25 protein-coding genes and 2 pseudogenes are annotated in these 24,234 nt (G+C 70.0%); 5 read left to right on the forward strand and 22 right to left on the reverse strand.

The window, feature by feature from the left end; all coding sequences use genetic code 11:
- The first annotated feature begins 83 nt into the window (after window positions 1-83).
- Window positions 84-452: a vitamin K epoxide reductase family protein gene (locus tag ACZ6Z4_RS18105; protein WP_465565040.1), complete on the forward strand. Its 369-nt coding sequence runs from the start codon at window positions 84-86 to the stop codon at window positions 450-452.
- On the opposite strand, the gene ACZ6Z4_RS18110 is transcribed toward ACZ6Z4_RS18105, so the two are convergent.
- The 15 genes and pseudogenes from ACZ6Z4_RS18110 to dacB all read right to left on the reverse strand — a co-directional run bounded on the left by ACZ6Z4_RS18110 (window position 453) and on the right by dacB (window position 13,831).
- On the reverse strand, window positions 453-1,247 hold the full coding sequence (locus tag ACZ6Z4_RS18110; protein WP_465565043.1) for an inositol monophosphatase family protein: 795 nt from the start codon (window positions 1,245-1,247) through the stop codon (window positions 453-455).
- Between the two features lie 75 nt (window positions 1,248-1,322).
- Window positions 1,323-1,763, reverse strand: coding sequence for a hypothetical protein (locus ACZ6Z4_RS18115; RefSeq protein ID WP_184799463.1), 441 nt, complete (start codon window positions 1,761-1,763; stop codon window positions 1,323-1,325).
- A gap of 11 nt (window positions 1,764-1,774) precedes the next feature.
- The gene (locus ACZ6Z4_RS18120; RefSeq protein WP_465565047.1) at window positions 1,775-2,287 is read right to left on the reverse strand and encodes a DUF3180 domain-containing protein; all 513 of its coding nucleotides are present in this window, start codon (window positions 2,285-2,287) and stop codon (window positions 1,775-1,777) included.
- Between the two features lie 2 nt (window positions 2,288-2,289).
- Complete coding sequence (folK, locus tag ACZ6Z4_RS18125; RefSeq protein ID WP_363671932.1) at window positions 2,290-2,856, reverse strand: 2-amino-4-hydroxy-6-hydroxymethyldihydropteridine diphosphokinase; 567 nt, start codon at window positions 2,854-2,856, stop codon at window positions 2,290-2,292.
- Window positions 2,853-3,242, reverse strand: a complete 390-nt coding sequence (gene folB, locus ACZ6Z4_RS18130; protein ID WP_363671930.1) for a dihydroneopterin aldolase — start codon at window positions 3,240-3,242, stop codon at window positions 2,853-2,855. The genes folK and folB overlap by 4 nt, the downstream gene beginning before the upstream one ends.
- Window positions 3,239-3,745: a nuclear transport factor 2 family protein gene (locus ACZ6Z4_RS18135; RefSeq protein ID WP_465565059.1), complete on the reverse strand. Its 507-nt coding sequence runs from the start codon at window positions 3,743-3,745 to the stop codon at window positions 3,239-3,241. Before ACZ6Z4_RS18135 ends, folB begins: the two co-directional genes overlap by 4 nt.
- On the reverse strand, window positions 3,742-4,539 hold the full coding sequence (folP, locus tag ACZ6Z4_RS18140) for a dihydropteroate synthase (protein WP_465566776.1): 798 nt from the start codon (window positions 4,537-4,539) through the stop codon (window positions 3,742-3,744). Before folP ends, ACZ6Z4_RS18135 begins: the two co-directional genes overlap by 4 nt.
- A gap of 142 nt (window positions 4,540-4,681) precedes the next feature.
- Window positions 4,682-5,833 (reverse strand): S1 family peptidase, encoded by a 1,152-nt coding sequence (locus tag ACZ6Z4_RS18145; RefSeq protein WP_465565062.1) that lies wholly within the window; start codon window positions 5,831-5,833, stop codon window positions 4,682-4,684.
- A 134-nt stretch (window positions 5,834-5,967) separates the two neighbouring features.
- Window positions 5,968-6,315, reverse strand: a pseudogene (gene folE / locus ACZ6Z4_RS18150) (GTP cyclohydrolase I); the annotation flags it as partial.
- Between the two features lie 954 nt (window positions 6,316-7,269).
- Window positions 7,270-7,509 (reverse strand): annotated as a pseudogene (locus ACZ6Z4_RS18155) (GTP cyclohydrolase I); the annotation flags it as partial.
- A 40-nt stretch (window positions 7,510-7,549) separates the two neighbouring features.
- On the reverse strand, window positions 7,550-9,580 hold the full coding sequence (ftsH, locus tag ACZ6Z4_RS18160; RefSeq protein ID WP_465565065.1) for an ATP-dependent zinc metalloprotease FtsH: 2,031 nt from the start codon (window positions 9,578-9,580) through the stop codon (window positions 7,550-7,552).
- 196 nt (window positions 9,581-9,776) lie between these two features.
- A complete protein-coding gene (hpt, locus tag ACZ6Z4_RS18165; protein ID WP_363671916.1) occupies window positions 9,777-10,328 on the reverse strand; it encodes a hypoxanthine phosphoribosyltransferase in 552 nt (183 codons plus the stop codon).
- 4 nt (window positions 10,329-10,332) lie between these two features.
- Entirely contained in the window at window positions 10,333-11,370 is a 1,038-nt protein-coding gene (tilS, locus tag ACZ6Z4_RS18170) for a tRNA lysidine(34) synthetase TilS (RefSeq protein ID WP_465565071.1), read from the reverse strand.
- Complete coding sequence (locus tag ACZ6Z4_RS18175) at window positions 11,342-12,424, reverse strand: zinc-dependent metalloprotease (RefSeq protein ID WP_363671911.1); 1,083 nt, start codon at window positions 12,422-12,424, stop codon at window positions 11,342-11,344. Before ACZ6Z4_RS18175 ends, tilS begins: the two co-directional genes overlap by 29 nt.
- 36 nt (window positions 12,425-12,460) lie before the next feature.
- Window positions 12,461-13,831: a D-alanyl-D-alanine carboxypeptidase/D-alanyl-D-alanine endopeptidase gene (gene dacB / locus ACZ6Z4_RS18180; RefSeq protein WP_465565081.1), complete on the reverse strand. Its 1,371-nt coding sequence runs from the start codon at window positions 13,829-13,831 to the stop codon at window positions 12,461-12,463.
- A 50-nt stretch (window positions 13,832-13,881) separates the two neighbouring features.
- Between dacB and ACZ6Z4_RS18185 the strand changes: the two genes are divergently transcribed.
- Both ACZ6Z4_RS18185 and ACZ6Z4_RS18190 read left to right on the forward strand, forming a co-directional pair.
- Window positions 13,882-14,370, forward strand: a complete 489-nt coding sequence (locus tag ACZ6Z4_RS18185; RefSeq protein ID WP_363671907.1) for an inorganic diphosphatase — start codon at window positions 13,882-13,884, stop codon at window positions 14,368-14,370.
- A gap of 91 nt (window positions 14,371-14,461) precedes the next feature.
- The gene (locus ACZ6Z4_RS18190; protein ID WP_465565091.1) at window positions 14,462-16,015 is read left to right on the forward strand and encodes an alpha/beta hydrolase; all 1,554 of its coding nucleotides are present in this window, start codon (window positions 14,462-14,464) and stop codon (window positions 16,013-16,015) included.
- Here the strand turns inward: ACZ6Z4_RS18190 and ACZ6Z4_RS18195 are convergent.
- From ACZ6Z4_RS18195 to ACZ6Z4_RS18210, 4 genes are all read right to left on the reverse strand, one after another.
- Window positions 16,002-16,172, reverse strand: coding sequence for a hypothetical protein (locus ACZ6Z4_RS18195; protein WP_363671903.1), 171 nt, complete (start codon window positions 16,170-16,172; stop codon window positions 16,002-16,004). The two genes, ACZ6Z4_RS18190 and ACZ6Z4_RS18195, sit on opposite strands and share 14 nt — an antisense overlap.
- An 89-nt stretch (window positions 16,173-16,261) precedes the next feature.
- On the reverse strand, window positions 16,262-17,644 hold the full coding sequence (locus tag ACZ6Z4_RS18200; RefSeq protein WP_465565095.1) for a C40 family peptidase: 1,383 nt from the start codon (window positions 17,642-17,644) through the stop codon (window positions 16,262-16,264).
- A 233-nt stretch (window positions 17,645-17,877) separates the two neighbouring features.
- Window positions 17,878-18,696 (reverse strand): endonuclease/exonuclease/phosphatase family protein, encoded by an 819-nt coding sequence (locus tag ACZ6Z4_RS18205; RefSeq protein WP_465565100.1) that lies wholly within the window; start codon window positions 18,694-18,696, stop codon window positions 17,878-17,880.
- Window positions 18,697-18,765: 69 nt separating this feature from the next.
- A complete protein-coding gene (locus ACZ6Z4_RS18210; protein WP_465565103.1) occupies window positions 18,766-19,845 on the reverse strand; it encodes an oxidoreductase in 1,080 nt (359 codons plus the stop codon).
- 95 nt (window positions 19,846-19,940) lie between these two features.
- Between ACZ6Z4_RS18210 and ACZ6Z4_RS18215 the strand changes: the two genes are divergently transcribed.
- Window positions 19,941-20,840, forward strand: a complete 900-nt coding sequence (locus ACZ6Z4_RS18215; RefSeq protein ID WP_465565107.1) for a bile acid:sodium symporter family protein — start codon at window positions 19,941-19,943, stop codon at window positions 20,838-20,840.
- On the opposite strand, the gene ACZ6Z4_RS18220 is transcribed toward ACZ6Z4_RS18215, so the two are convergent.
- Together ACZ6Z4_RS18220 and ACZ6Z4_RS18225 are read right to left on the reverse strand one after the other, a co-directional pair.
- On the reverse strand, window positions 20,837-22,141 hold the full coding sequence (locus tag ACZ6Z4_RS18220; protein ID WP_465565114.1) for an RICIN domain-containing protein: 1,305 nt from the start codon (window positions 22,139-22,141) through the stop codon (window positions 20,837-20,839). The two genes, ACZ6Z4_RS18215 and ACZ6Z4_RS18220, sit on opposite strands and share 4 nt — an antisense overlap.
- Window positions 22,142-22,178: 37 nt before the next feature.
- Window positions 22,179-23,051 (reverse strand): helix-turn-helix transcriptional regulator, encoded by an 873-nt coding sequence (locus ACZ6Z4_RS18225; RefSeq protein WP_465565119.1) that lies wholly within the window; start codon window positions 23,049-23,051, stop codon window positions 22,179-22,181.
- Window positions 23,052-23,151: 100 nt separating this feature from the next.
- On the opposite strand from ACZ6Z4_RS18225, the gene ACZ6Z4_RS18230 reads away from it, so the two are divergent.
- A complete protein-coding gene (locus ACZ6Z4_RS18230; protein ID WP_465565126.1) occupies window positions 23,152-23,892 on the forward strand; it encodes an SDR family oxidoreductase in 741 nt (246 codons plus the stop codon).
- On the opposite strand, the gene ACZ6Z4_RS18235 is transcribed toward ACZ6Z4_RS18230, so the two are convergent.
- Window positions 23,889-24,188: a thiamine-binding protein gene (locus ACZ6Z4_RS18235; RefSeq protein WP_344182297.1), complete on the reverse strand. Its 300-nt coding sequence runs from the start codon at window positions 24,186-24,188 to the stop codon at window positions 23,889-23,891. The two genes, ACZ6Z4_RS18230 and ACZ6Z4_RS18235, sit on opposite strands and share 4 nt — an antisense overlap.
- Window positions 24,189-24,234: the final 46 nt, after the last annotated feature.

The raw sequence follows: 24,234 nt of genomic DNA on the forward strand, positions 1-24,234 counted from the left end.
CCGGGCCATACCCCCCCCCCCCCCCCCCCCCCCCCCCCCCCCCCCCCCCCCCTCCCCCCCCCCCCCCCCCCCCCCAGGCCGAGGTGTTCGGGTTCCCGAACTCGCTGCTCGGGATCGCCGGGTTCGCGGTCGTCGCGGCGACCGGCGCGGCGCTGCTCGCCGGCGCGACGCTGCACCGCTGGTACTGGCTCGGGCTGCAAGCCGGCGCGATGCTCGGCGTGGTGTTCGTGCACTGGCTGATGTTCCAGAGCCTGTACCGGATCGGGGCGCTCTGCCCGTACTGCCTGGTGGTCTGGGCGGTGACCGTCCCGATCTGCTGGTACGTCGTACTGCGCAGCTTCCCGGTGCGCGTCGCCGTCCGGTTCCACGGCGTCGTGCTGACGCTGTGGGCGGTCGGCGTACTGACGTTGATCACCGAGCAGTTCTGGCCGTACTGGCGGACGCTGCTGTAGTCAGGCCCGGACGGCCTGCTGGATCAGCGGGAGGATCTCGTCGGCGATCCCCGGCGACAGGGCGATGGTCGCGCCCGAGCTGAGGTCGTGCGGGGAGCCGTCGACGTCGACGACGACCGCGCCGGCCTCGCGGGCGATCACGGCGCCGGCGCTGGTGTCCCAGGGCTTGTTGCTGAACATGATCGCCGCGTCGAGGCTTCCGTCGGCCACCAGCGCCATGTGCAGGGCCGCGGTGCCGAGCATCCGGATCCGCTGGACGCGCGGGACGAGCAGGTCGATCAGGGCGAACCGCGGGCGGTTCTTCTCGACGGCCTGCTCGTCGACCGCGAAGTCGCCGGCCATCACGAGCGCCTCGGACAGCACCGTCGTACGGCTGGCCGTGATCGCCTCACCGTTGCGCGAGGCCCCCAAACCGTCGGCGGCCAGGTAGCGGGTGCCGAGCATCGGGAAGTCCAGTACGCCGGCCAGTTGCCGCTTGCCGGAGACGAGCCCGAGGGAGATCCCCCACAGCGGGACGCCGTGCACGTAGTTGACCGTGCCGTCGATCGGGTCGAGCACCCAGGACAGCTCGCCCTCACCCGGGAACGCGCCCTCCTCCTCACCGAGGAACGCGATCTCCGGCGTCACCTTCGCCAGATGCTCTCGCACCGCCTGCTCCACCGCGATGTCGGTGTCGGAGGCCATGTCCCGGTCCCCCTTGGAGTGCAACGCCCCCGGCTCCCGCGACTCCACCAGGTCAGCAGCAACCGCCACCGCCCCTTCAGCAATCTCCAGCAAACGGGGCAGGTCGCTCACACGCATCTCCTCAGCTAGGTCAGTACCAGCAACCTAACCGAGGACCAGTCCGCCCCAACCAACCGGTACGGCGGTTCAGGAGGCAGCGAGGCCGCGGAGCTTGAGGTCGACGACCGTGGGTGCGTCGGCCTGGGAGTGCTTGTCGCCGGCGGCGACGACCGTGGCGACCTCCTCGTCGATCTTGTCGAGGCGCTGGTCGATCTTGTCCAGGCGGCGCTGCATCAGGTCGACGAACTCGGCGTTCTCGACGACGCGGGCGCTGGTGATGCGGGAGTACTCCTGCGCGACCTGGGCGCGTTCGTCGCTGTGCGCGAGGCGCTCGACCAGCAGCTGGTGGCGGATCAGCAGCGAGGCACCGATCGCGACCAGGACGGCGGCGACCGCGGCGGCGCGCAGGATCCACGCGTTCTGGGCGAACAGCGCGATGCTGACGGCCAGGCAGACGACGATCAGCAGACTGTTGGCGGCGGTGAGAACTGTGGTCCTGGTTCGACGGCGGCTACCCCTTGACCCCATGGACCGACATGTTAGGGGGTCTCGTCGGGGTCTTCGGGAATACGACACGCACGTTCGAGCAACAATCCGGCCGTGACGACCAGCGCTGAGATCACGGCGGCGACACCCGCTGTGATCACCCGGTTCCGCGGCCCGCTGGAGCCCACCGCGTTCAGGAAGGATAACGCGAACCCTGCGTAAACACCGGTGCACAACGCGCCGACGAAAGCGCTGGCTTTTCCGATCATCAGCAGGAACACCGCGCGCGACGGCTCGATCCGTTCGCGGCGGACCTGGACCCGCTGGTTGGTGTTGCGCGCGGCAACGAACAGCAGCGCGGCCAGGAACGACCAGGCGACCAGCGTCAGCCAGGACACGGTCGGCGCGACGCCGCCGCCGGACTCGATCGCCTTGACCATGGTGACCCCGATCGCCGCCCCGAGGACGGCGATCGCGATCAGCAGGCGGCGCGACGTCGGCCGGACCGAGCCCGGCCGCGGCGGCTGCTGGCCGGGCGCGCGGCCCGGCCCAGGACTGCCAGACACCACTACTGCAACTCGATGGTCGGGTCGTCGAGCTTGGTGACGCCCGCCGTCCCGACCTTGGCCAGCAGGTCGGCGACCGGACCGAGGCCCGGCAGTTCGGCGTCCGGCTCGATGTCCAGCCACGGCGCCAGCACGAACGCACGCTCGTGGGCCCGCGGGTGCGGGACCGTGAGCTCCTCGGACTCGATCGTCTTCTTGCCGTACGTGATCAGGTCGACGTCCAGCGTCCGCGGCGCGCCCGGCACGCTGCGCTCCCGGCCGAAGGCCTGCTCGACCGCGTGGGCGCGGTCCAGCAGCGTCTCCACGGCCAGCGTGGTGTCGGCCAGCAGCACGATGTTCAGGTACGGGCCGGACTCGTCGGGGCCGCCGATCGGCTCGGTCTCGTAGACCGGCGAGACGTCGACGACGACGACGTCCGGGGTGTCGCGGAGCGCGTCGACGGCGCCCTGCAGGTTCGCCTCCCGGTCGCCGAGGTTGCTGCCGAGCGACAGGATCACCTGGCGGATCGGCTTCAGGCCGCCGCTGAGGGTGTCCGCGTCGATGACGTGGGGACTAGGGGTCTCGGTCACGGGGTCTCTCCGTTTGTGCGCTGCACGGTCAGGACAACATCGTCGAACGGCACGGTGATCGGCGCCGAAGGTTTGTGGATGGTCACCGCCGTCGCGGTGACCCGGGGGTCGGCCAGGCAGATCGTCGCGATCCGCTGCGCCAGGGTCTCGATCAGGTCGACCGGGTCGTTCTCGATCGCCGCGTGCACCTGCTCGGCGACCACGCCGTAGTTCACGGTGTCGGCCAGGTCGTCGGTGGCGGCGGCCTTGCGGGTGTCCAGCTCGAGCCGGACGTCGACGACGAACTCCTGCCCGTCGGCGCGCTCGTGGTCGAACACGCCGTGCCGGCCGTAGCCCCGGATGCCGCGGATCTCGATCACGTCAGGGGGAACCGCGGGACCGCTCATTGCGCCTCCTCCGATGGACCCCCAGACGACAGTACCGGGGAGGCGTGGTGGATCCACAACCGCCAGCCGGACGACGTCCTGCGGAACACGTTGGTGGCCAGCGCCTTGCCGCCCGCGAAGCCTTCCTCGGGCGCGCCCTCGCCGGACGACAGCACGTTCTCGGTGCACGTGACGTACGCCACGTCGCCGTCGACGCGGGCCTGCACGTCGGTCAGGAAGAACTGGATGTACGGCGTGTTCGCGAAGATCATCGCCCAGGCCCGCATCATCTCGGAGTACCCGGAGATCGCCGCGTTGCCGGGGTGGATGCAGACCGGGTCGGGCTCGGGCAGCCAGACCGCGGCCATCAGGTCCAGGTCGCCGGCCTCGAACGCGTTGTAGAACGCGGTGTTCGCGGTCAGTACGCCGGTCTCGGGCGACGGACCCCGCGAACCGGCGCCGCGCTCCGGCGTACCGGACGCCGCGGCCGGCTGCTGCTCCTGGTTCGGCTGTTCCTCGGTCATACAGCTCCCCACCTGCTCGCCACCCGGACCGCGTCCGCGCTCGGTGCCACCGAATGTGCCCGGACGCACCAGGCCCCATTCGCGGCGGCCAGGGCGGAAACAGCAGCGCTCGCGTCGTCTCGTCGTACGGCGGGCCTGGGCTCGCCGGTGTGCTCGTCGGCGAGCAGCCTACCGAGGAACGCCTTGCGGGACGCACCGATCAGCAGCGGCCGCTCCAGTACGCCGAACTCGCGCAGCCGCCGCAGCACCTCCCAGTTGTGGTCCGCGTTCTTCGCGAACCCCAGTCCGGGGTCGAGCGCGACCTTGGCCAGGTCGATCCCGGCGGCCGCGATCGCGTCCAGCCGGACCGCCAGCTCGGCGATCACCTCGGCGACGACGTCGTCGTACCGGGCGCGGTCCTGCATGTCGGCGGAGTGTCCGCGCCAGTGCATGCAGACGTACGGCGTACCGCGGTCGGCGACCAGCGGGAGCATGTCGGGGTCGGCCAGGCCGCCGGAGACGTCGTTGACCATCACGGCGCCGGCGTCGAGCGCCAGTACGGCGACGTCGGCGCGCATCGTGTCGATCGAGATCAGCGCGCCGTCGGCGGCCAGCGCCTCGATCACCGGCAGCACCCGGCGGATCTCCTCGGCCGGCTCGGGCCGGACCGCGCCCGGGCGGGTCGACTCACCACCGACGTCCAGCAGGTCGGCGCCCTCGGCCATCAGCTCGCGCCCGTGCTTGATCGCGGCGGCGGGCTCGAACCACTCCCCGCCGTCGGAGAACGAGTCCGGGGTCACGTTGACGACACCCATCACCAGCGCGCGGTCCGGTGTGGGCAGTCCCTGAACATGACTCGGTGGGGCAGTTCGCACTGGACCACCGTAGTGGTCCCGGCCGAACTGCCCCACCTAGGTACCAGGCCCCCATCGATCCCCGAGCGCCTGCCGGGGGTCGCTAACCCAGTACCAATGAGGCGTTACTAGCGGACAACGCCTCACCGATCGGTTGTGAGTAGGACTCGTTGGTGCGGCCGCGCTTCTGCAGGCACTCGCCGCTGAGCAGCGCCGCGCCGCTGGTGATGCCGAGCGCGTAGCTGCCGGTGATGTTGGGGCCGCCGGAGTCGCCGGTCTGGACGCAGGCCGTGTGCTGGTACAGGCCCTTGACGATCTGGTTCTCGCCGTAGTTCACGGTCACGTTCTTGGCGACCACCCGGCCGCAGGACCAGCGGGTGGACTTGCCGGACTTGCAGACCGAGGCGCCGACGGTGACTCCGGCGGTGCCCTGGAGGCGGATGTCGCCGTCGTTCCAGCGCTCGACCTCGCCGCGCAGGTCCCAGCCGTCGATCACCTTGACGGTGCCGAAGTCGTTGCCGGGGTAGCTGGAGCTGCGGGTCTCGCCGAGCACGTACCCGTTGCGGGAGAACGACGGCTTACCCGCCGTGCAGTGCCCGGCGGTCAGGAAGATCCGGCTGCCGTCGTCGGTGCGGGCGTTGAAGCCCAGGGAGCACGTGTACCCGGTGTTCTTGTCGACCTGTACGCCGCCACGCAGGCCGAAGTCGTCGGCCGTCGGGCGGATGGTGCCCGGTGAGGTGCGGATCGTGACCCGGTCGCCCTTGGCGGCGGCCCGGCGCAGGAAGCGCTGGGTCCGCAGGTCGTGGGCGCCGTCGGGCACGGTGACCACGACGGTGCCGCTGATCGGGTCGACGTACCAGGACTTCACCTGGCCGGCCGTGGAGCCGGTGGCGAGCCGGTCCAGGTCGCGCTGCACCGACTGCAGCTGGGCCGCGGTGAAGCGGACCAGCCGCGGCACCGCCCCGGCCGCGCGGACCAGCTCCGCGGTCGCCTCGTCGGCGACGGCTACCACCAGCTCCCCGCTGTCGTCCAGATAACTGCCGACGATCCGGGAGCCGAGCTTGGTGTCCAGCTCAGCGGCCTTCAGGATCCCCTGCTGCTGCAGCACGTCGGCGTCCTGCGCCTCGACCGTGCCACCCGCTCCCGCCTGTCCAGCGCGGGATTCCGCCTGCGCACCGTTCGCCGCTACCAGTCCCGCCGCGGTCAACGCGACGATCCCAGCCACCGCGGCACCGATCCGGCCACGCCCAGCCATACGTTCCTCCTCACAAGGCCGCCCCGAGTCGGACGCCACTACGGAACGTAAACGCTCAACCACGGAAAGTCCATGGTCAGCAGCCTCTGAGTTCTCAACGACCTGAACTCGCCAGGGCTACGGCCTGGTGAAGGTCAGCCGACGATCAGGCTCATCGCCTCGGCGCGGGTGGAGGGGTTGCGGAGCTGGCCGCGGACCGCGGAGGTGATGGTCTTGGCGCCCGGTTTGCGGACGCCGCGCATCGTCATGCACAGGTGCTCGCACTCGATCACCACGATCACGCCGCGCGGCTTGAGGATCTCGACCAGCGACTCGGCGACCTGCGTGGTCAGCCGTTCCTGCACCTGCGGCCGCTTGGCGTACACGTCGACCAGCCGGGCCAGCTTGGACAGCCCGGTGATCCGGCCGTCCGGCCCGGGGATGTACCCGACGTGCGCGACCCCGGTGAAGGGCACCAAATGGTGTTCGCAGTTGTGTGACAGGTGACCGTTGATGAGGAACGTCGGATGCGGGGAGCAGGTGAAGCTGTAGACCGTGTAGGGCTTCTTGCCGTCCGCGTTGACCGGCCGCACCTCGAGAACCTTCACCCACGACGACTCGATCAGGTCCGTCCGGTGGTCCTCCGCCGCGAACCCGTGCTTGCGGAACCAGCTGTCGGCGACGTAGAGCGCCGACTGCCGACCGGTCTTCGGGGTGAAACGCGCACCGATCACTGAGGCTAGATCCTCGAGGAACGGGGTGTTGTGCGAGACGATCACCCTCGCGGTCGGTTTGATCCGGCAGCCGTCGCCGTCGACGTACCCGTCGACGAACCCCTCAAAAGTCGGCAGATCGCGGAGCGCCACCCGTGGAAAGCGCTGGCGTAGGTGGTGAGCGTCACCGCCGACGTACTGGCGGACGAGATCGGCCAGGTACGACGACACCACCCTGACCCGGTACCCGGGGGTGTCCAGACCGGTGAACCCGGACGGACGGCTCACCGGCTCGACTCTGGCGACCAGGCCAGTCGCCACCTCGACGCTGCGGGCGAACTTCTTGGCGAACTCCTCCTCGTTGACCACCAGCGAGATGTAGTTCTTGCCGACCGTGCCGTCCGAGCAGATCGTTCCGAGGAAGTAGCCGAACTCGTACCCGAACGTCAGCTCGGGCCGGCCCCGGCAAAGCTTGCGCGCCTGAGTCCACTCCACGAAGCGGCCTTCGAGGTCGCGAGCCTCCATCCACCCGTCCGGTGTCGCGAAGGGATGGTCAGGCGTGACTTTGAAAGTTCCCTGCTCGGTCACGACCTCGACCAGCTCCCGAGTCTGCCGGGCCTGCACCGCGGTCACCTCGGTCTGCTCGGCTCGCCCGTTGACCAAGGTCCACAACTTGTCGCCGACAGCTACATCAGCAGCCTTCTTGCGGCCACCCACTGCGTTGACCGTCTGGCGACTCGGAACACACATCGACCAGACCTCGATGTCCTTGACCAGGATCATCTCGTCGTGGCCGAGGTCGAAGGTGGTGGTCAGGACGTCGGAGGCGGTCAGGCCGAGGCCGGCGGTGATCTCGGCGTACGAGCGGGCGACGCGGGCCGGGGTCTCCTTGAGGCCCTCGCGGTCCGGGTCCTCGCCGATCGCGATCAGCAGTTCGCGGACGGCGCGCTCGGCCCGCTCATGGTCGAACGCCGGCGAGGTCACGAGGACCTCGCCGGCGTCGGGAGCACCGCGGGCAGGTGGGTCATTCAGCCGGAGGCGTCGGACCGCTGCCGTAGTTCGGGCCGTGGGCGGCCTCGTCGGGGCCGACCGACCCGCCCGGGATGACGTCCTGGAGCGAGCCGTTCTGCTCGGCGCGTGACGGGAGCGGCATCACCGGCGGCTGCTCGGACGGCACCCGGGTCGAGGACCCGGTCCAGGCCGGCCGCAGTTCACGCTTGTGCACCGGAGCGAAGATCTTCGCGATCTCGCCCTTGTCCAGGGTCTCCTTCTCCAGCAGCTCCTCGACCAGGTGGTCGAGCACCGCGCGGTTCTCGACCAGGATGTCGAAGGCTTCCTGGTGCGCGTTCAGGATCAGCTTGCCGACCTCCTCGTCGACCGCCGCGGCGATCTCCTCGGAGTAGTTGCGCTGGCTGCCCAGGTCGCGGCCCAGGAACGGCTCGCTGCTGTCCTGGCCGAACTTGATCGCGCCGAGCCGCTCGGTCATGCCGTACTGCGTGACCATCGCGCGGGCCAGGCCGGTCGCCTTCTCGATGTCGTTGCTGGCGCCGGTGGTCGGGTCGTGGAAGACCATCTCCTCGGCGGCGCGGCCACCGAGCATGTAGGCCAGCTTGTCGAGCATCTCCGACCGGGTGGTCGAGTACTTGTCCTCGTCCGGCAGGACCATCGTGTAACCCAGCGCGCGGCCGCGCGGCAGGATCGTCACCTTGTGCACCGGGTCGGAGTGCGGCAGCGCGGCGGCGACCAGGGCGTGCCCGCCCTCGTGGTACGCCGTGAGCACCTTCTCCTTGTCCGACATCAGGCGGGTCCGTCGCTGCGGGCCGGCGATCACGCGGTCGATCGCCTCGTCGAGCGCGTTCTTGTCGATCTGCTGCTTGTTCAGCCGGGCGGTCAGCAGCGCCGCCTCGTTCAGCACGTTGGCCAGGTCGGCACCGGTGAAGCCGGGTGTACGCCGGGCGACCGCGGTCAGGTCCGCGTCCTCGGCCATCGGCTTGCCGCGGGCGTGCACCTTGAGGATCTTGTCGCGGCCCGGCAGGTCCGGCGCGTCGACCGGGATCTGGCGGTCGAAGCGGCCCGGGCGCAGCAGCGCCGGGTCGAGCACGTCCGGCCGGTTGGTCGCGGCGATCAGGATCACACCGCCGCGGACGTCGAAGCCGTCCATCTCGACCAGCAGCTGGTTCAGGGTCTGCTCGCGCTCGTCGTGGCCACCGCCGAGGCCCGCGCCACGGTGCCGGCCGACGGCGTCGATCTCGTCGATGAAGATGATCGCCGGGGCGTTGGTCTTGGCCTGCTCGAACAGGTCGCGGACCCGCGAGGCACCGACACCGACGAACATCTCGACGAAGTCCGAGCCGGAGATCGAGTAGAACGGGACGCCGGCCTCACCCGCGACCGCGCGGGCCAGCAGGGTCTTGCCGGTACCGGGCTGGCCGTAGAGCAGGACGCCCTTCGGGATCTTGGCGCCGACGGCCTGGAACTTGCCCGGCTCCTGGAGGAACTCCTTGATCTCGCCGAGCTCCTCGATCGCCTCGTCGGCCCCGGCCACGTCCGCGAAGGTGGTCTTCGGGGTGTCCTTGGTGACCAGCTTGGCCTTCGACTTGGCGAAGCTCATCACCCGGGAGCCACCGCCCTGCATCGAGTTCATCAGGAAGATGAACACGACCGCGATCAGCAGGAACGGGATCAGCGTCGAGAAGACCTGGCCGATGAAGCTCGGCTTCGGGTTCTCCACGTCGTACCGCTCGATCTTGCCCTGCTGGAACAGCGTCTGCAGCGAGGTGCCGAGAGTGTTGGCCTGGCCGTCGACCCAGTGCGCCCGCACCTTGGTGCCGTCGGTCTTCTCGACCCGGATCTCCTGGTCGGGATCGATCAGCGTGACCGACTTGATCGTCTTGTCCGACGAGGTGGTGGCCTGCTGGATCAGCTGCACGACCTGGCCGGTGGGCTCGGTCTTGTACCCGGTCGAGCCGGTCAGGAGCTGCCCGATCACCAGCACGCCCAGGAAGGCGACGACGATCCAGAACAGGGGTCCGCGGAAGATGCGCTTCACGTCCATGATCGAGGCTCGAGCCCCGTCCCTCCTAGCTCAGCAGGCCCGGGTATGGGGGCCTTCGACGGTAACACCAGTCCAAGTGTCTCGTGTCGCACAAGACAACACACCACGAGGGTCACCTGACGACGGTACGGTCCGTTGTACAGGCTGTCACCAAGTCCCGCCTGGAGGGGCCCGCCGAGCACCGGCGGAGGGGGACTCAGGAGTAGACGTGCGGCGCCAGCGTGGCCACGCAGCGCAGGTTGCGGTACTTCTCCGCGTAGTCGAGGCCGTAGCCGACCACGAACTCGTCGGGGATGTCGAAACCGACGTACTTGACCGGGACCGCCATCTTGGCCGCGTCCGGTTTGCGGAAGGCGGTGCAGATCTCGACCGAGGCGGGCTTGCGGGACTCCAGGTTGCTGACCAGCCAGGTCAGCGTCAGCCCGGTGTCGATGATGTCCTCGACGATCAGCACGTGCCGGTTGGAGATGTCGGTGTCCAGGTCCTTGAGGATCCGGACCACCCCGGAGGACTTGGTGCCCGAGCCGTACGACGTGACCGCCATCCAGTCCATCTCGACGTGCCGGCTGAACGAGCGGGCCAGGTCGGCCATCACCATCACGGCACCCTTGAGGACACCGACCACGAGCAGGTCCTTGCCCTCGTAGTCCGCCTCGATCCGCAGCGCCAGCTCCTTGAGCTTGGCCAGGATCTCCTCCTCGGTATGGAGGATCTCGGTCAGGTCCTTCTCGATGTCCGAAGCGTCCACGGGATTAGCCTGACACACCCCTCGCCAGATGGATGAATCCGCCTCTTCGGATCGCTCGGACGGCCTGGGGGAGGTCGATCCAGCGCTGGCCGCGCCAGTCGGTGATCAGGGTGTCGACGGCCGCGACGTGGCCGGCGGTCAGGTCGGTGGCGTGGCAGCCGGCCTCGAGGGCGGCCTGGCGCAGGGCGCGGGTGCGGATCGCCTGCGGCTCGGCGGCGAGCATGCCGATGTCGCAGACCACCTCCTCCCCGGTACGCCGTACCGCGGTCTCGGCCAGGTCCGCGGCGAGCGCGTCGAGCGCGTCGGCGTCCGCGCGGAGCAGCCCGGCGGTCCGGGCCAGCGCCTCGGTCACGCCGGGGCCCAGGGCCTCCTCGATCACCGGGAGCACCTCGTGGCGGACCCGCACTCTTCTGTACTGCGGGTCGTCGTTGTGCGGGTCGTGCCACGGCTTCAGCCCGGAGGCGATGCACGCTGCGGCCGTCGAGGCGCGTGGGACCTCCAGCAACGGTCGCCGGAGCAGCCCGGCCACCGCTGCCATCCCGGCGAGCGAGCGGGCGCCGGAGCCGCGCGCCAGCCCGAGCAGGACGGTCTCCGCCTGGTCGTCGCGGGTGTGGGCCAGCAGGACGACGTCGGCGCCGAACGCGTCGGCGGCGTCGCGCAGCGCGTCGTACCGGGCGGTGCGGGCCGCGCCCTCAGGGCCGCCTTCGGTGCCGACCTCCACTGCTCGCACCTCGACCGGGTCCAAGCCGACAGCCCTGCACTGGTCGGCAGCCACTGCTGCCACGTGAGCGGAGTCGGCCTGCAGCCCGTGGTCGACGATCACCGCACCGGCGCGTAGGCCCAGCTTGGGCGCCTCGAACGCAGTAGCTGCAGCAAGAGCCAGAGAGTCAGCGCCACCAGAGCAGGCGACGAGAACAGTTGTCTCAGCAGGCAGGTCCGCCAGCGCGATGCGGACGGCTTCCCGGACTCTGGCGACAGCCGGGTGCAGTTTCCCGCGCCGGCTGTCGACCAGGTCATCCGTGGAGTCGGCTGACCCAGGCATCGGGATTGGCGATCTCGTTCTTGGTGGGAAGTGTGTTCGGGCCGGTCCAGACCTTGTTCAGACCCTCCATGCCGACCCGGTCGACGACGCGGCGGACGAAGGCGGCGCCGTCCTGGTACTGGCGCAACTTGGCGTCCAGGCCGAGCAGCTTCTTCAGCAGCTGGTCCACCGGGTTCCCGCCCGCGCGCCGCGAACTGAACTTCGAGCGGATCGTCTCGACGGTCGGGATCACCGACGGGCCGACGCCGTCCATCACGAAGTCCGCGTGGCCCTCCAGCAGCGACATCACCGCGGTCAGCCGGTCCAGCACGGCCCGCTGCTCCGGCGACTGCATCAGGTCGACCAGGCTCAGCTCGGCCTCGCCCTTCACCGACCGGCCCAGCCGCTGCACGGCCTCGCGGAACATCGCGGCGTACGCCGACGCGTCCAGCTCGGCCTGGTCCAGGAACAGCGCGATCTCCGAGCGCAGGTGGTCCCGCAGCCACGGTACGGCGGTGAACTGCACCCGGTGGGTCTCCTCGTGCAGGCAGACCCAGAGCCGGAAGTCCCGCGGTACGACGCCGAGCTCCTTCTCCACGTGCATCACGTTGGGCGCGACCAGCAGCAGCCGGCCGGTCAGCCCGGGCCGCGCCGGGTCGGGCTCGGCCGGGTAGAACGGGTCGAACTGGCCCAGCACCCGCGACGACAGGAAGGCGAGCAGCGCACCGGCCTCGATGGCGGTGACCCGGGAGCCGACCGCGGACGACAGGCCGCCGGTGTTCTCCTGCTTCTCCCGCAGCTTGTCGGCCAGTGGCGCCAGCACGGTCCGGAAGCCGTCGGCGTTGGCCTGCACCCAGCCCGGCCGGTCGACGACCACCACCGGCGCGGTGGCCGAGGTCGCCTGCAGCCCGGTGAACTCCCGCACGTGGTGCTCGGACTCCGCCGCGAACTGGCGCAGCTCGGCGACCACCTGGTCCGCCTCCGCGCGGCTGACCACAGGGCCTGGTCGCAGCAGCTTCCGAGCCACTCCGGTCGCCAGCTGCCAGTCGACCATCTCCGCCGCTTCAGCCGTCATACACCGACCCTAATCCCATGTTCCAACAAGCGCCTGTCAGACAGCACAGCCACAACCGGCCAAAGCAGCAACTGCCCTGTCCAGCGCGGCCCTGGCCTCCAGCGGCTTGTCAGCCGGTACGGCGTCCGTGGCGACCGCGAAGACCAGCAGCGACCCGGTCCGCGTTCGCACCAGACCGGCCAGCGAGTGCACGCCGGTCAGCGTCCCCGTCTTGGCCCGCACCAGCCCGGTGCCGCCCGCCGTACCCGGTCCGGCGAACCGCTTCTCCAGCGACCCGGTGAAGCCGGCCACGGGCAGCCCGCTGATCAGGTGTCGCAGCTCGGGCTTGCTGACCGCCACCCGGACCGCACCGGCCAGCACGTCGAGCGGAACCTGGTTGGTGCGCGACAACCCGCTGCCGTCCTCGATCCGCGCCTTGCTGACGTTCAGCCCGAGCTTGGTCAGCGTGGCCCGCAGTCCCTTGAGCCCGCCGGTGTAGGAGCCGCCGTTGTCGGTGGCCAGGCCGACGTGCCGCAGCAGGACCTCGGCGCCGTCGTTGTCGCTGTGCAGGTTCACGTACTCGACGATGTCCCCGACCGGCGCCGACCTGACCGTGGCGATCGGCTTCGCGGCCACCGGCGCCTGCAGCGGCTTCACACCGGCGTTCAGCTTGATCCCGGCGGTCCGCAGCAGCGCCGCGAAGGAGGTGGCGGCCGCGGCGGCCGGTGAGGACGCCCGCTTCGCCATGCCCGGGCTCAGCCGGCCCTCGTTCACCCAGAGCGCCGACGTCGGGGCGGCGATGCCCTCGGGGATGTAGTTGGCCTCCCACTTGGCGTTGGCCGCCGGACCGGAGAACAGCGACGCGTCGTACGAGAGGGTGACGGTGGTGACGCCCTGGGCGCGCAGCGCCTTCGCCGTACTGGTCGCGAGGTCCTGCAGCGTGGCCCGGACCGGGAAGTCCAGCGGGTCCTTCGACCGCTTCAGCGTCAGCAACGGGTCACCGCCGCCGACCAGGACCAGCGAGCTCCCGCTCAGCACGGTCGAGGTCGTGAACTCGTGGTCCGGCCCGAGCGTCTCCAGCGCCGACACCGTGGTCAGCAGCTTCAGCGTCGAGGCCGGGACGTACGGACGCGTCGTACCGACCGAGTAGAGCGTCTTGTTGCGGGAGGCGTCGAACACCGTCGCGCCGTAGTGCTTGCCGAGCGACGGGTCGGCCAGCGCGGCCGCCAGCGCCTTCTGCACGCCGGCTGCGGTGGGCGCGACGCCCTCTGCTTTCGCCGCCGCCAGTACGACGGGTGCCGCCGTACCAGCTGTGCCACTGGTCACATTCCGGGGCGACGCGGGCACCGCCTGGGCCGCGCCGACCAGTCCCGCGAGCGCGGCTCCGGCCGCCAGCGTGACGAACACCGCACGGGGAGGACGGGCCACCAGCCTGCTCCTGTCATTTGGTCGGTCCGAACCGTGACAGTATCTGCCGTATGGAGTTCGACGTCTTCATCGAGATCCCCAAGGGCACCCGCAACAAGTACGAGCTGGACCACAAGACCAACCGGCTGCGGCTCGACCGCACCCTGTTCACGGCCACTCAGTACCCCTCCGACTACGGGTTCATCGAGGACACCCTCGGTCAGGACGGCGACCCGCTGGACGCGCTCGTGCTGCTGACCGAGCCGACCTTCCCGGGCTGCCTGATCCGCGCCCGGGCGATCGGCATGTTCCGGATGACCGACGAGAAGGGGCCGGACGACAAGGTCCTCTGCGTCCCGGCCGGCGACCCGCGCCAGGAGCACCTGCGCGACATCCACCACGTGCCGGAGTTCGACCGGCTGGAGATCCAGCACTTCTTCGAGGTCTACAAGGACCTGGAGCCGGGCAAGTCCGTCGAGGGCGCCACCTGGGTCGGCCGCTCCGACGCCGAGGCCGAGATCACCGCCTCCTTCGAGCGCCTGAAGACCGAAGAGCACTGACCTGCAGCTAGCTGCAAAGGACTGCCGGGTGACCGGCCGTCCTCGGTAGGTTGCCCTCCGTACGGACCATTCCGACGGAGGGACCGCCCACATGACTTGGAAGCGCCTCACCCGGCCGGCAGCCACGGGCTCTGCCCTGCTCCTGCTGGCCGCCGGACTCGTCACTCAGACAGCTGCCGCGGCACCACGCTCCATCACCTGGACCCCGTGCGCCGAGATGCCGACCATGTCCTGCGGCACCATCACCCTCCCCGTCGACTGGTCCAAGCCCGCCGGCCCCACCTTCGAGCTGGCCCTGGCCAAGCGCCCCGCCGACGACCCGGCCTCCTCCAAGGGCCCGCTGTTCATCAACCCCGGCGGCCCCGGCGGCTCCGGCGTCAGCTACTCCTTCTCCGCCGGCACCCTGTTCAGCCCGGCGATCCTGCGCAGCTTCGACATCATCGGCGTCGACCCGCGCGGCGTCGCCCGCAGCCACCCTGTGGTCTGCTCGGCGACAGCCCTCGACCAGCCGGGGTTCACCGTGCTCCCCCGGACACCTGCCGAGTACACCGCGCTCACGGCGTACAACAAGCAGCTCGCTGCCGACTGCCGCAAGCAGACCGGCCCGCTGTACGACCACGTCGACTCCCTGTCCGTCGCGCGTGACCTGGACGCCGTCCGCGCCGCACTGGGCGCCGACAAGCTCAACTGGTACGGCGCCTCCTACGGCAGCCTGATGGGCCAGATGTACGCCGAGCTGTTCCCGCACCGGATCCGCAGCATGGTCAACGACGGCAACATGGACCACAGCCTCGGCAAGTGGCCGTTCCTGCTCAGCGAGAGCGCCTTCGCCGAGGACTCGTTCCAGCAGTTCGTGGACTGGTGCGGCCAGAGCACCAACTGCGCGCTCAACGGCCAGGACGTGCCGAAGGTGTACGCCGAACTGCTCGCCAAAGCCGACGCCGGCGAGCTGGTCGACCCGGCGGACGGCTCGAAGCTGTCGAACTGGGGTCTGCTCGATGTGACCCAGTTCTACTTCGTCCGGCCACGATGGGTGCAGCTCGGCCAGCTGCTCGCGTCGCTGCACAGCGGCGAGCCGGCCGCCACCACGTTCCGCTCCGCCGAGGCGGAGCTGGCCAAGAGCCGCGGCACGCAGCGGCAGGCGGACGAGGAGCTGGTGGAGGATGTGCGGCCGCAGTTCTGCCAGGACTGGTCGGTGCCGGTCAGCGGGTTCCGTGAGCTGGACGCGATGTACAAGGCGAGCTTGAAGGTCGCGCCGCGGATGCGGGCGTCGACGCTCGCGCTGTCCTCGATGACGGCCTGCCTCGGCGTACCGGGCAAGGTGAACAACCCGCAGCACCGGCTGAAGGTCAAGGGCGCTCCGACGATCCTGATGCTGAACGGTGTGCACGACCCGGCGACCGGCTACGCCTGGGCGCTCAACGTGAAGCGTCAGCTGGGCAAGGGCGCCGTACTGGTCACGTACGAAGGCGCTGGGCACGTCGTCTACAGCCGGACGGCCTGCACGCGAGCTGCTGCCGACAACTACCTGCTCGACGGGACGCTGCCGGCCGACGGCACCCGCTGCGCCGCGAACAACCCAGCACTCGCCAGGACCGCTCAGACCGAACCGCAGAGCACAGGCCGCTGGGCTACCAGCCGATGAGCGAGTAGGACGGACGGCTGACCTCGACCGGCTCAGCGACGGCAGGCGCCGGTCGGGTCTCGCCGCCGGGGCAGTTGGCGGCCTCCTGCTTGGGGGCCGCCGGGCGGCGCCGGGTCAGCACTGCGGCGAGACGGGTGCGGTTGCGGGTCGGACTCATCAGCTACCACCGTTCTGCTGTGGTGTCAGGGGCGGGCTGACGGTTGGGCTGCGGCGGCCGGGACAAGCGCCGCCGCAGCGGATCAGGGGCTACGGGCGCCCGAAGAAGTCCGGGTCCTCCCAGTAGTAGACGCTGTCGATGGTGACCGGGCGGCCGGTCCGGGGGGCGTGCACCATCCGGCCTCCGCCCAGGTACATCGCCACGTGGAAGATCGTGCCCGGGTCGTTCGCGTTCTCGGCCCAGAAGATCAGGTCGCCGGGCCGCAGCTCGTCCTCGGAGATGTGCCGGACCTGCTCGTACTGCGCGACGCTGTAGTGCGGCAGTGAGACGCCGGCCTTCTTCCAGGCCTTCATGGTCAGGCCGGAGCAGTCCCACGAGTCCGGACCGGCGGCGGCCCAGACGTAGGGCTCGCCGAGCTGGGACAGCGCGAACGCGATCGCCGCCGCCGCGCCCTTGCGGTTCGGAGTACTGCTGCCGCCGTCGCCGCCGGGCCGGCCGGTCTTCGGCTTCGGCTTCTTCTTCGGCGGCTTCGTCCCGTGCTTGGCCGCCTCCTCCCGCTCCTCGCGATCCTTACGGGCCTGCTCGGCAGCGGCCTGAGCGCGCTCGGCAGCCTCCTTGGCGGCGATCCGCTTGCGCAGCTCCTCCGCCTTCTTCGCGGCGAGTGCGGCGGCTCGCTGGCGCGCAAGCTCCTCGAGTCCCCGCTGCCGCTGGTCGGCCACCTGGTACGACGTACTGCGCAACGCCGCGAGCTGCGTGATCTGCTGCGTGCGCTGAGCGCCGATCGCCGCGACGGCCGACGCCTGGTTCGCCTCGGCGGCCTCGGCCGCCTTCTTCGCCTTCGCCGCCTCGTCCGTCGCGGCCTGCACCTTGGTGACGGCCTGGTCGGCCTGCACCTTGAACGCGTTGCTGACCACCTGGGTCGCGGTGAAGCGCAGGTACGAGCCCTGCATCGCCTGCGACACCGAGCGCGCCGCACCGGCCGAGTCGAGCAGCTGCTGCGGCCCGTCGGCGCTCAGCAGCGGTCCGAGCTGCGCGAGATCGCCACCACCCTGGTACGACGCCGCAGCGAAGCGGCCGATCTGGCGGCGCTGGTCCGCGAGCGTCTGAGCGGCCTTCGCGGCCCGGCCCGCGGCGGCGGCCGCCTCGGCCTTCGCCTTGGTCAGCCGGTAGACGGCGCCGTTGTACTTCTCGGCCGCGATACCGGTCTCCCGGCCGAGCTGCTCGAGCCGGGCGTTCGCGCCGGCCAGCTGCTGCTCGATCGCGGCGACCTGGGCGGCCTTCGCGGCGGCGGCCTGCTTCGCCGCGTCGACCTGCGACTGCGACGGGATGACCGGCGGTGTCGGCGCGGCGTCAGCCGGCTGAACGGTCAGGGCCATGCTTCCGGTCAGACAGATCGCGAGCACCCCGGAGAGCAGCGCCCTTCCGGTCTTCCCAGTGCCTGCGACCCGGCTGCCGGACGGGGGCGTCCGCATCGGGTTCTTCCTTCCGCCGGTCGCGAGCTCCTTCCCCAGAGCTCCCGATCCACTTGGCCCTCCTGGGCCACAGGAGTGACACTAGTTGCCTTCAGCCCCATTGGGAACACTTGTCCCACGAAGAACTTTGTTGCACCTGCGTGTCGGCTTGACAAACTACAAGCTTGTAATTCCTTCCGGGACAAATAAAGGCGCCCTCCGCAACCGCGGAGGGCGCCTGAAAACCGGGCAGATCAGCGAAGGGTGAACGAGGCAACGACCGGAAGGTGGTCGGAGGCAAGCGTCACCGGAACGCTCGCGGCGGTCGGCCGGAGACCGGCGTTGTGCAGCAGGAAGTCGATCCGCTTGGTCGGGTTGCTCGCCTCGATCGTGTAGCCCGGTCCCTTTCCGACCTGCGGCCAGGTGTCGCGGAGTACGGCGGTCAGCGTCTTGATCTCCGGCGAGGTGTCGACGGCGTTCAGGTCACCGACCAGCAGGGTCGGCTTCTTGGACGTCCCGAGCAGCTCGACGACCTTCTTGGCCTGCTCCAGCCGCTCGTCGTTGTTGTTGCTGGTCAGGTGCGTGTTGGCGAACCGCAGCTCCTGCCCACGCACCTTCAGCGTCGCGACCGCGAGACCGCGCTGCTCACCGGTCGGGTACTTCGGCAGCAGCGTGTTCTTGAAGTCCTGGATCGGGTAGCGGGACAGCACCGCGGTCCCGTACTGCCGGCGCGGCTCACCGGGGTTGACCGGCGGCAGGTCGAGGTTCGGCGCGAAGCGGTAGTGCATCTTCAGCCGCTTGGCCAGCCAGGCCGCCTGGTCAACCCAGTTGCTGCGGACGTCCCAGTGGTTGTCGACCTCCTGCAGCCCGACCACGGTCGCGCCCGAGGACTCGACCACCTTGGCGACCCGCTCGAGGTCGAGCACGCCGTCCACGCCGGCCGCGTGGTGGATGTTGTAGGTGATCACCTTCAGCGTCCGGTCGTCGTGCCGGGGGCTCGCCGCGGCGGCGGTCGGCAGCACCATCAGCAGTCCCGCGACGGCAGCGAGCAGACTCTTGGGGAGGATTCGCATGGCCTCAATCCTTCCCGAGCCGGTGCGACCCGGGTACGACGTCCGAGTGTCGGCGAGTTGAACACCGGTTCACCGGCTCAGCGTCAGCCGCCCCACGACACCCTTCGCGCCCGACCCCCAGCAGCCGGCCTGCCGGCCGTGGCCGCCGCACTCGACGCTGTCGAGGTTCGCGTCGGAGAACTGCTTCCAGTGGTGGCCGCCGTCGAGCGAGACGTCACTGCCCGACGGGCCGACCGCGACCACCGTCGCGAGCGTGCCCGGGACGAACGCCGAGCCGCTGCGGTAGCCCTTCGGCGCCTGCGCGGCCGGGATCAGCCGCCAGCTGCGGCCGCCGTCGTACGTCACCGACGCCGCGCGAACGGCCTCGGTCGGCTTCTCGAAGTCGCCGCCCAGCGCCACGCCGTACAGGGGACCGCGGAAGGCGAGCGTGAAGATGCCGGCCGCGGCGCCGCTGGCCATCGGCGAGTCGGTCACCTTCCAGTGCCGGCCGCCGTCGGCGGTCCGGAAGACCCGCGGCCGGTCGCCGCCGCCGGTCGCGAACCACGCGGTCCGGCCGGTCCCGGCAACCAGGCAAGTCCCGGACGCGGCGAAGGCGAACTCACCGGGCAGCGCGGCCGGCATCCCGGCCGACGACTGGACCTTCCACGACTTGCCGCCGTCCGACGTACCGGCGATCCGGAACTTGCCGTCGACCGGGTCGCTCAGCGCGAGCCCGTGCCGGGAGTCGTTGAAGTCGAAGCAGTCGTAGAACGCGGCCGGCTCGGTGTTGCGGAAGGTCTCGGTCCAGCTCTTGCCGCCGTCGGCGGTCCGGTAGACCCGCGAGTCCTCGCCCGGCCCGATCGCCAGGACGACGGCCCGCCGCGCGTCGAACGCCTCGACGTCGCGGAACAGCAGCGCCTCCGCGCCCGGCGGGCTCACGTTCTGCCACTTCTTCCCGCCGTTGGTGGTCAGCAGCACCTGCCCGGCGCTGCCCGCGACCCACGCGACGTCCTTGCTCACCGCGGCCAGGCCGCGGAACTGCGACTCGCTGCCGGTCGGCGTCAGTTCCCACTGGTACGACGGCCGCCCGGTGGCGTGCGCGGGGGTCAGCTGCGTGGCGGCGAGCAGGACTCCGGCCGCGAGCGCGGCGGCGATGCGCAGGGTCTTCATGACCGGCAAAGCTAGTACACCGTCGCGGCGAGCACGACCCCTTGCCGACACCCGGGCGCACTGTCACTCTGAGCACCCGCCAGAAGGAGGCTGACGTGAACGACTCCGTGCTCACCTCGGTGCTGCTGCCGATCGCGCTCGCCGTGATCATGTTCGGCCTCGGCCTGACGCTGACGGTCCGCGACTTCACCCGGGTGCTCCGGATGCCGCGCGCCGTACTGGTTGCCCTCGGCACCCAAATCCTGCTGCTGCCGGTCATCTGCTTCGGCCTGGTCAAGGTCTTCGGCCTGGCCCCCGCGCTGGCGGTCGGCATGATGCTGCTGGTCGCCTCCCCCGGCGGTACGACGGCCAACCTGTTCAGCCACCTGGCCGGCGGCGACGTCGCCCTGAACGTGACGCTGACCGCGGTGAACTCGGTACTCGCGGTGATCACCCTGCCGATCGTGGTCAACCTGTCGCTGAACCACTTCCTCGGCGACGGCCAGATCGGCCTGCAGCCGGCCAAGATGCTGCAGGTGTTCGCGATCGTGCTGGTCCCGGTCGCGCTCGGCATGCTGGTCCGCGCCAAACGCGCGGCCTTCGCCGACCGGATGGCCCGCCCGGTCAAGCTCGGCTCGATCCTGGTGCTGGCCCTGGTCATCTTCGCGGCGATCTTCACCGAACGCGCCAACATCCTCGACTACCTGGTCGAGGTCGGCCTGATCGCGCTCACCCTGAACGTGCTCAGCCTGGCCATCGGGTACGCCGTACCGAAGCTGACCGGCCTGGCCGAGCGCCAGTCGATCGCCTGCTCGATGGAGATCGGCATCCACAACGCGACGCTGGCCCTCACGATCGCCCTCAGCCCGTCCCTGCTCGGCAGCAGCGAGATGTCGATCCCGGTCGCCGTCTACGGCATCGTTATGTTCTTCCCCACCGCGCTCTTCGCCTACTACCTCAGCCGGCGCGGGATCCGGTCGGGGAACGAGTCGTTCCCCGACCGGGCCGCCGCCTAGGCGAGCTTGAAGGACTGGGTCGCGGACCCGTTGCAGGTCAGCTGAACCAGCTGGACCTGGTCGGCGGTGGAGCCGCCGGGGACGGTCAGGCACTTGCTGCTGTGCCGGCTGACGAAGTGGAAGTATCCGTCGCCCTCGGCAACGGCCTGCCACTGCTGGTTGTTTCCGTTGCTGTAGGTCCACAGCTGCAGGCCGGCGTTGTCGGCCGCGGAGACGCCGGTGATGTCGATGACCTTGGTGGCGTCGTTGCGGTTGTTGGCCCGGACGAAACCGCCCGAGGTCGGCTGGAACTGCCACTGCTGCGCGGTGGTGGAGTTGCAGGCGTACTGCTGGACGACCGTGCCGTTCGTCGTACCGGCGGCGCGGGCGTCGACGCACTTGCCGGTCGCCTTGCTGGTCGCGGTGTAGAAGGTGTTCGGCTCGGGCTGACCGGTCGGCGGGTCGACCGGCGGGGTACCGCCGCCGCCCATCCACTTCAGCGAGTCCATCACGAAGGTGTTCTGGGCCGCGCTGTCGAAGGTCGACGACAGCCGGGTGTTGGTCTCGTAGTTCATCGCGTTGTGGCCGAAGTTGGCGTAGACCATCTTGAAGTTCTTGTTCGACCACACGATCGGGTGGTAGCCGGAGTACCAGGTCTGGTTCGGGTCGGTGCCGACCGGGTAGCTGCCCGGGTCGATCGCGGCCAGGATCTGGATGTTCGGGTTGGTGCGCAGGTCGTTCTGCCAGCCGTACCACTCACTGACCGAGGACCGGAACGTCGCGCCCGTGTTCACCAGGGCCGGGTGCGAGCGGTTCTCGGTGCGCAGGTTCACCGCGGTCGGGCCCCAGGTGTTGGTCTGGAACCGGCCGGTGCCGAGGAAGGTCTGGAAGAACCACGGCCAGCTGGGCGGCGTCTGGGCGTCGTTGTACGCCGTGACGTGGAAGCCGAACCAGCCACCGCCGTTCTCCATGTAGCGCTGGAAGCCGGCCCGCTGCGAGGCCCCGGTCGGCGCACCGTCGAGGAACATCACCACCTGGTACTGGGACGCGGTGATGTTGTTCAGCCGGTTCCAGTCGGTGGTCGAGGTGTAGGTGAACCCGTTCTGGGCGGCGAACTGCGGGAACCGCTGGTTCGCCTCCTTGACGAAGTCGATGTGCGCGGCGTCGTAGTTGCCGTTGTAGAAGGCCAGCACGTTGAAGGTCGCTTGAACCTTCTGCTCCTGCTGGACCTTCGCCTGGGCGGTGGGCACTGCCGCGAGCAGCAAGAAGCCGAGCATCACGGCCAGGATTCTGGGCAGGACAGAGCGTCGGACGAAAGGCATGGGGGCGGTCCTTTCCGGTGAAATTTCAGGACTTAAACTAACTTTCAGTTTTAGACCCTGCAAGCCCTTTCCAGAAGTTTCCTTCATTACTCCCCAGCACGGTCAGCAACTGCAGCCGCTCCGCGCTCTCGCTGCCGGGCTTCGCGGTGAACACCACCAGCGTCTGCTGCTGGTCCCGGTTGTCGATCACCTCGCAGTACAGCTCCAGCTCGCCGACCACCGGGTGGTCGAAGAACTTCGTCCGGCTGTGCGTCACCCCGACCTCGTGCCGCTCCCACAGCTCGGTGAACTCCGGGCTCAGCTTGTGCAGCGCGGCGACGATCGTCGCGGCGTACGACGACGGGCCGTCCGCGGTGACCACCCCGCGCAGCATCGAGACCAGCATCCGGCTGTGGTTCGAGCGGTCCGGTTCCCGGTACAGCGTGCGGCTGTCCGGATCGGCGAACCAGCGGTAGATCTCGCTGCGGTCCATTCCCGTCCGGTTGGTCTGCTCACCGGCGAACGCGACGTGCGCCGGGGTCTGCGCGAGCGTCTCGCCGCAGCGGTTGAGCAGCAGCGCGGGCGTGTCCTGCAGCCGGTCCATGATCCGCAGCATGCCCGGGTCGACGTGGCAGGCCCGCGTCGTGCGCGGCGGCGTACCGTGCCCGGCGAGCACGAACACGTGGTCGCGTTCCTCCAGCGTCAGCCGCAGTGCCCGGGCGATCGCGCCGAGCATCTCCACCGACGGTTGGGGCCCACGGCCCCCTTCGAGGCGGCTGTAGTAGTCGGTCGACATCGACGCCAGCGAGGCGACCTCCTCGCGGCGCAGGCCCGGGGTCCGGCGGCGCCGGCCGCGCGGCATCCCGACGTCCTCGGGTTGCAGGGCTTCCCGGCGCTTGCGCAGGAAGTCGGACAGTTCGCCGTACTCCATGCTTCCAGGTTCTCAGGCCGGACCAGCGCTAGCCACTGCTTGCCGAGCACAGGCTCAGCCGGGGCTGGTTGGGGCGCCCGAACCGGCCGAGGCTGGGGTCATGAAAACGACTGGCAACACGATCTTCCTCACCGGCGCGACCTCGGGCATCGGGCTCGGGCTGGCCCGCCGGTTCCGCGATCTGGGCAACACCGTGGTGATCAGCGGCCGGCGCAAGGACCTGCTCGACCAGCTGGCCGCCGACGAGGGTTTCGGCACCGTCGAGCTGGACGTCGCCGACCCGGCGTCGATCGCGGCGGCGTACGAGAGTGTGACGACGCGCTACCCCGAGACCAACGTGCTGATCACGATGGCCGGGGTGATGCGCAGTGAGGACCTGCTCGACCCGGCGCATCTGGAGACGGCCGAGGAGGCGATCGAGATCAACCTGCTCGGCACGATCCGGTCGATCACGAAATTCCTGCCGTTCCTGCTGGACAAGCCGGACGCCACGATCGTCACGGTGTCGTCCGGGCTGGCGTTCACGCCGCTGGTGGTGACGCCGACGTACAACGCGACCAAGGCCGCGGTGCACAGCTACTCCGAGGCGCTGCGCGCGCAGCTGCGTGGGACGAACATCCAGGTGATGGAGCTCGTCCCGCCGGCGGTCCAGACCTACCTGTTCGACGGCCAGGCGCCGGACCCGAGCTGGATGCCGCTGGAGGAGTACGTCGACGGGACCATGCAGGCCTTCGCCGAGCAGCCCGACGCGCACGAGATCCAGGTCGGGGTCGGCTTCCTGCGCAACTCCGAGCTGGAGAACCGGTACGCCGAGACGTTCGCGGCCCTCAACCGCCACTAGTCGCCGAGGGCTTGCTCCAACCGCTCGACCTTCGCGGTCAGCTGGCCGGTGTACCCGGGCCGGATGTCGGCCTTGAGGACCAGGCTGACCCGCGGCGAGACCGCGGCGACGGCGTCGACGGCCTGCTTCACGACCGCCATCACCTCGTCCCACTCGCCCTCGAGGTTGGTGAACATCGCGTTGGTCTCGTTCGGCAGGCCGGAGGCGCGCACCACGCGGATCGCCTCGGCGACCGCCTCGCTCACGCCACCGGTCTCGTCCCCGGCCGCCGGGCTGATACTGAAGGCAACGATCATGGCTCCAGCTAACCAGCCCCGCCCCGGCGGAGGCGGCCCGGGCCGC

It is taken from the genome of Kribbella sp. NPDC104740 (assembly GCF_055583505.1).

Coding starts and splice junctions, on each gene's coding strand:
- ACZ6Z4_RS18115 (WP_184799463.1), bottom strand. CDS start 1,763: ATGGGGTCAAGGGGTAGCCGCCGTCGAACCAGGACCACAGTTCTCACC.
- folB (WP_363671930.1), bottom strand. CDS start 3,242: ATGAGCGGTCCCGCGGTTCCCCCTGACGTGATCGAGATCCGCGGCATC.
- ACZ6Z4_RS18135 (WP_465565059.1), bottom strand. CDS start 3,745: ATGACCGAGGAACAGCCGAACCAGGAGCAGCAGCCGGCCGCGGCGTCC.
- folP (WP_465566776.1), bottom strand. CDS start 4,539: ATGGGTGTCGTCAACGTGACCCCGGACTCGTTCTCCGACGGCGGGGAG.
- ACZ6Z4_RS18145 (WP_465565062.1), bottom strand. CDS start 5,833: ATGGCTGGGCGTGGCCGGATCGGTGCCGCGGTGGCTGGGATCGTCGCG.
- ftsH (WP_465565065.1), bottom strand. CDS start 9,580: ATGGACGTGAAGCGCATCTTCCGCGGACCCCTGTTCTGGATCGTCGTC.
- tilS (WP_465565071.1), bottom strand. CDS start 11,370: ATGCCTGGGTCAGCCGACTCCACGGATGACCTGGTCGACAGCCGGCGC.
- ACZ6Z4_RS18175 (WP_363671911.1), bottom strand. CDS start 12,424: ATGACGGCTGAAGCGGCGGAGATGGTCGACTGGCAGCTGGCGACCGGA.
- ACZ6Z4_RS18185 (WP_363671907.1), top strand. CDS start 13,882: ATGGAGTTCGACGTCTTCATCGAGATCCCCAAGGGCACCCGCAACAAG.
- ACZ6Z4_RS18190 (WP_465565091.1), top strand. CDS start 14,462: ATGACTTGGAAGCGCCTCACCCGGCCGGCAGCCACGGGCTCTGCCCTG.
- ACZ6Z4_RS18195 (WP_363671903.1), bottom strand. CDS start 16,172: ATGAGTCCGACCCGCAACCGCACCCGTCTCGCCGCAGTGCTGACCCGG.
- ACZ6Z4_RS18200 (WP_465565095.1), bottom strand. CDS start 17,644: ATGCGGACGCCCCCGTCCGGCAGCCGGGTCGCAGGCACTGGGAAGACC.
- ACZ6Z4_RS18205 (WP_465565100.1), bottom strand. CDS start 18,696: ATGCGAATCCTCCCCAAGAGTCTGCTCGCTGCCGTCGCGGGACTGCTG.
- ACZ6Z4_RS18210 (WP_465565103.1), bottom strand. CDS start 19,845: ATGAAGACCCTGCGCATCGCCGCCGCGCTCGCGGCCGGAGTCCTGCTC.
- ACZ6Z4_RS18220 (WP_465565114.1), bottom strand. CDS start 22,141: ATGCCTTTCGTCCGACGCTCTGTCCTGCCCAGAATCCTGGCCGTGATG.
- ACZ6Z4_RS18225 (WP_465565119.1), bottom strand. CDS start 23,051: ATGGAGTACGGCGAACTGTCCGACTTCCTGCGCAAGCGCCGGGAAGCC.
- ACZ6Z4_RS18230 (WP_465565126.1), top strand. CDS start 23,152: ATGAAAACGACTGGCAACACGATCTTCCTCACCGGCGCGACCTCGGGC.
- ACZ6Z4_RS18235 (WP_344182297.1), bottom strand. CDS start 24,188: ATGATCGTTGCCTTCAGTATCAGCCCGGCGGCCGGGGACGAGACCGGT.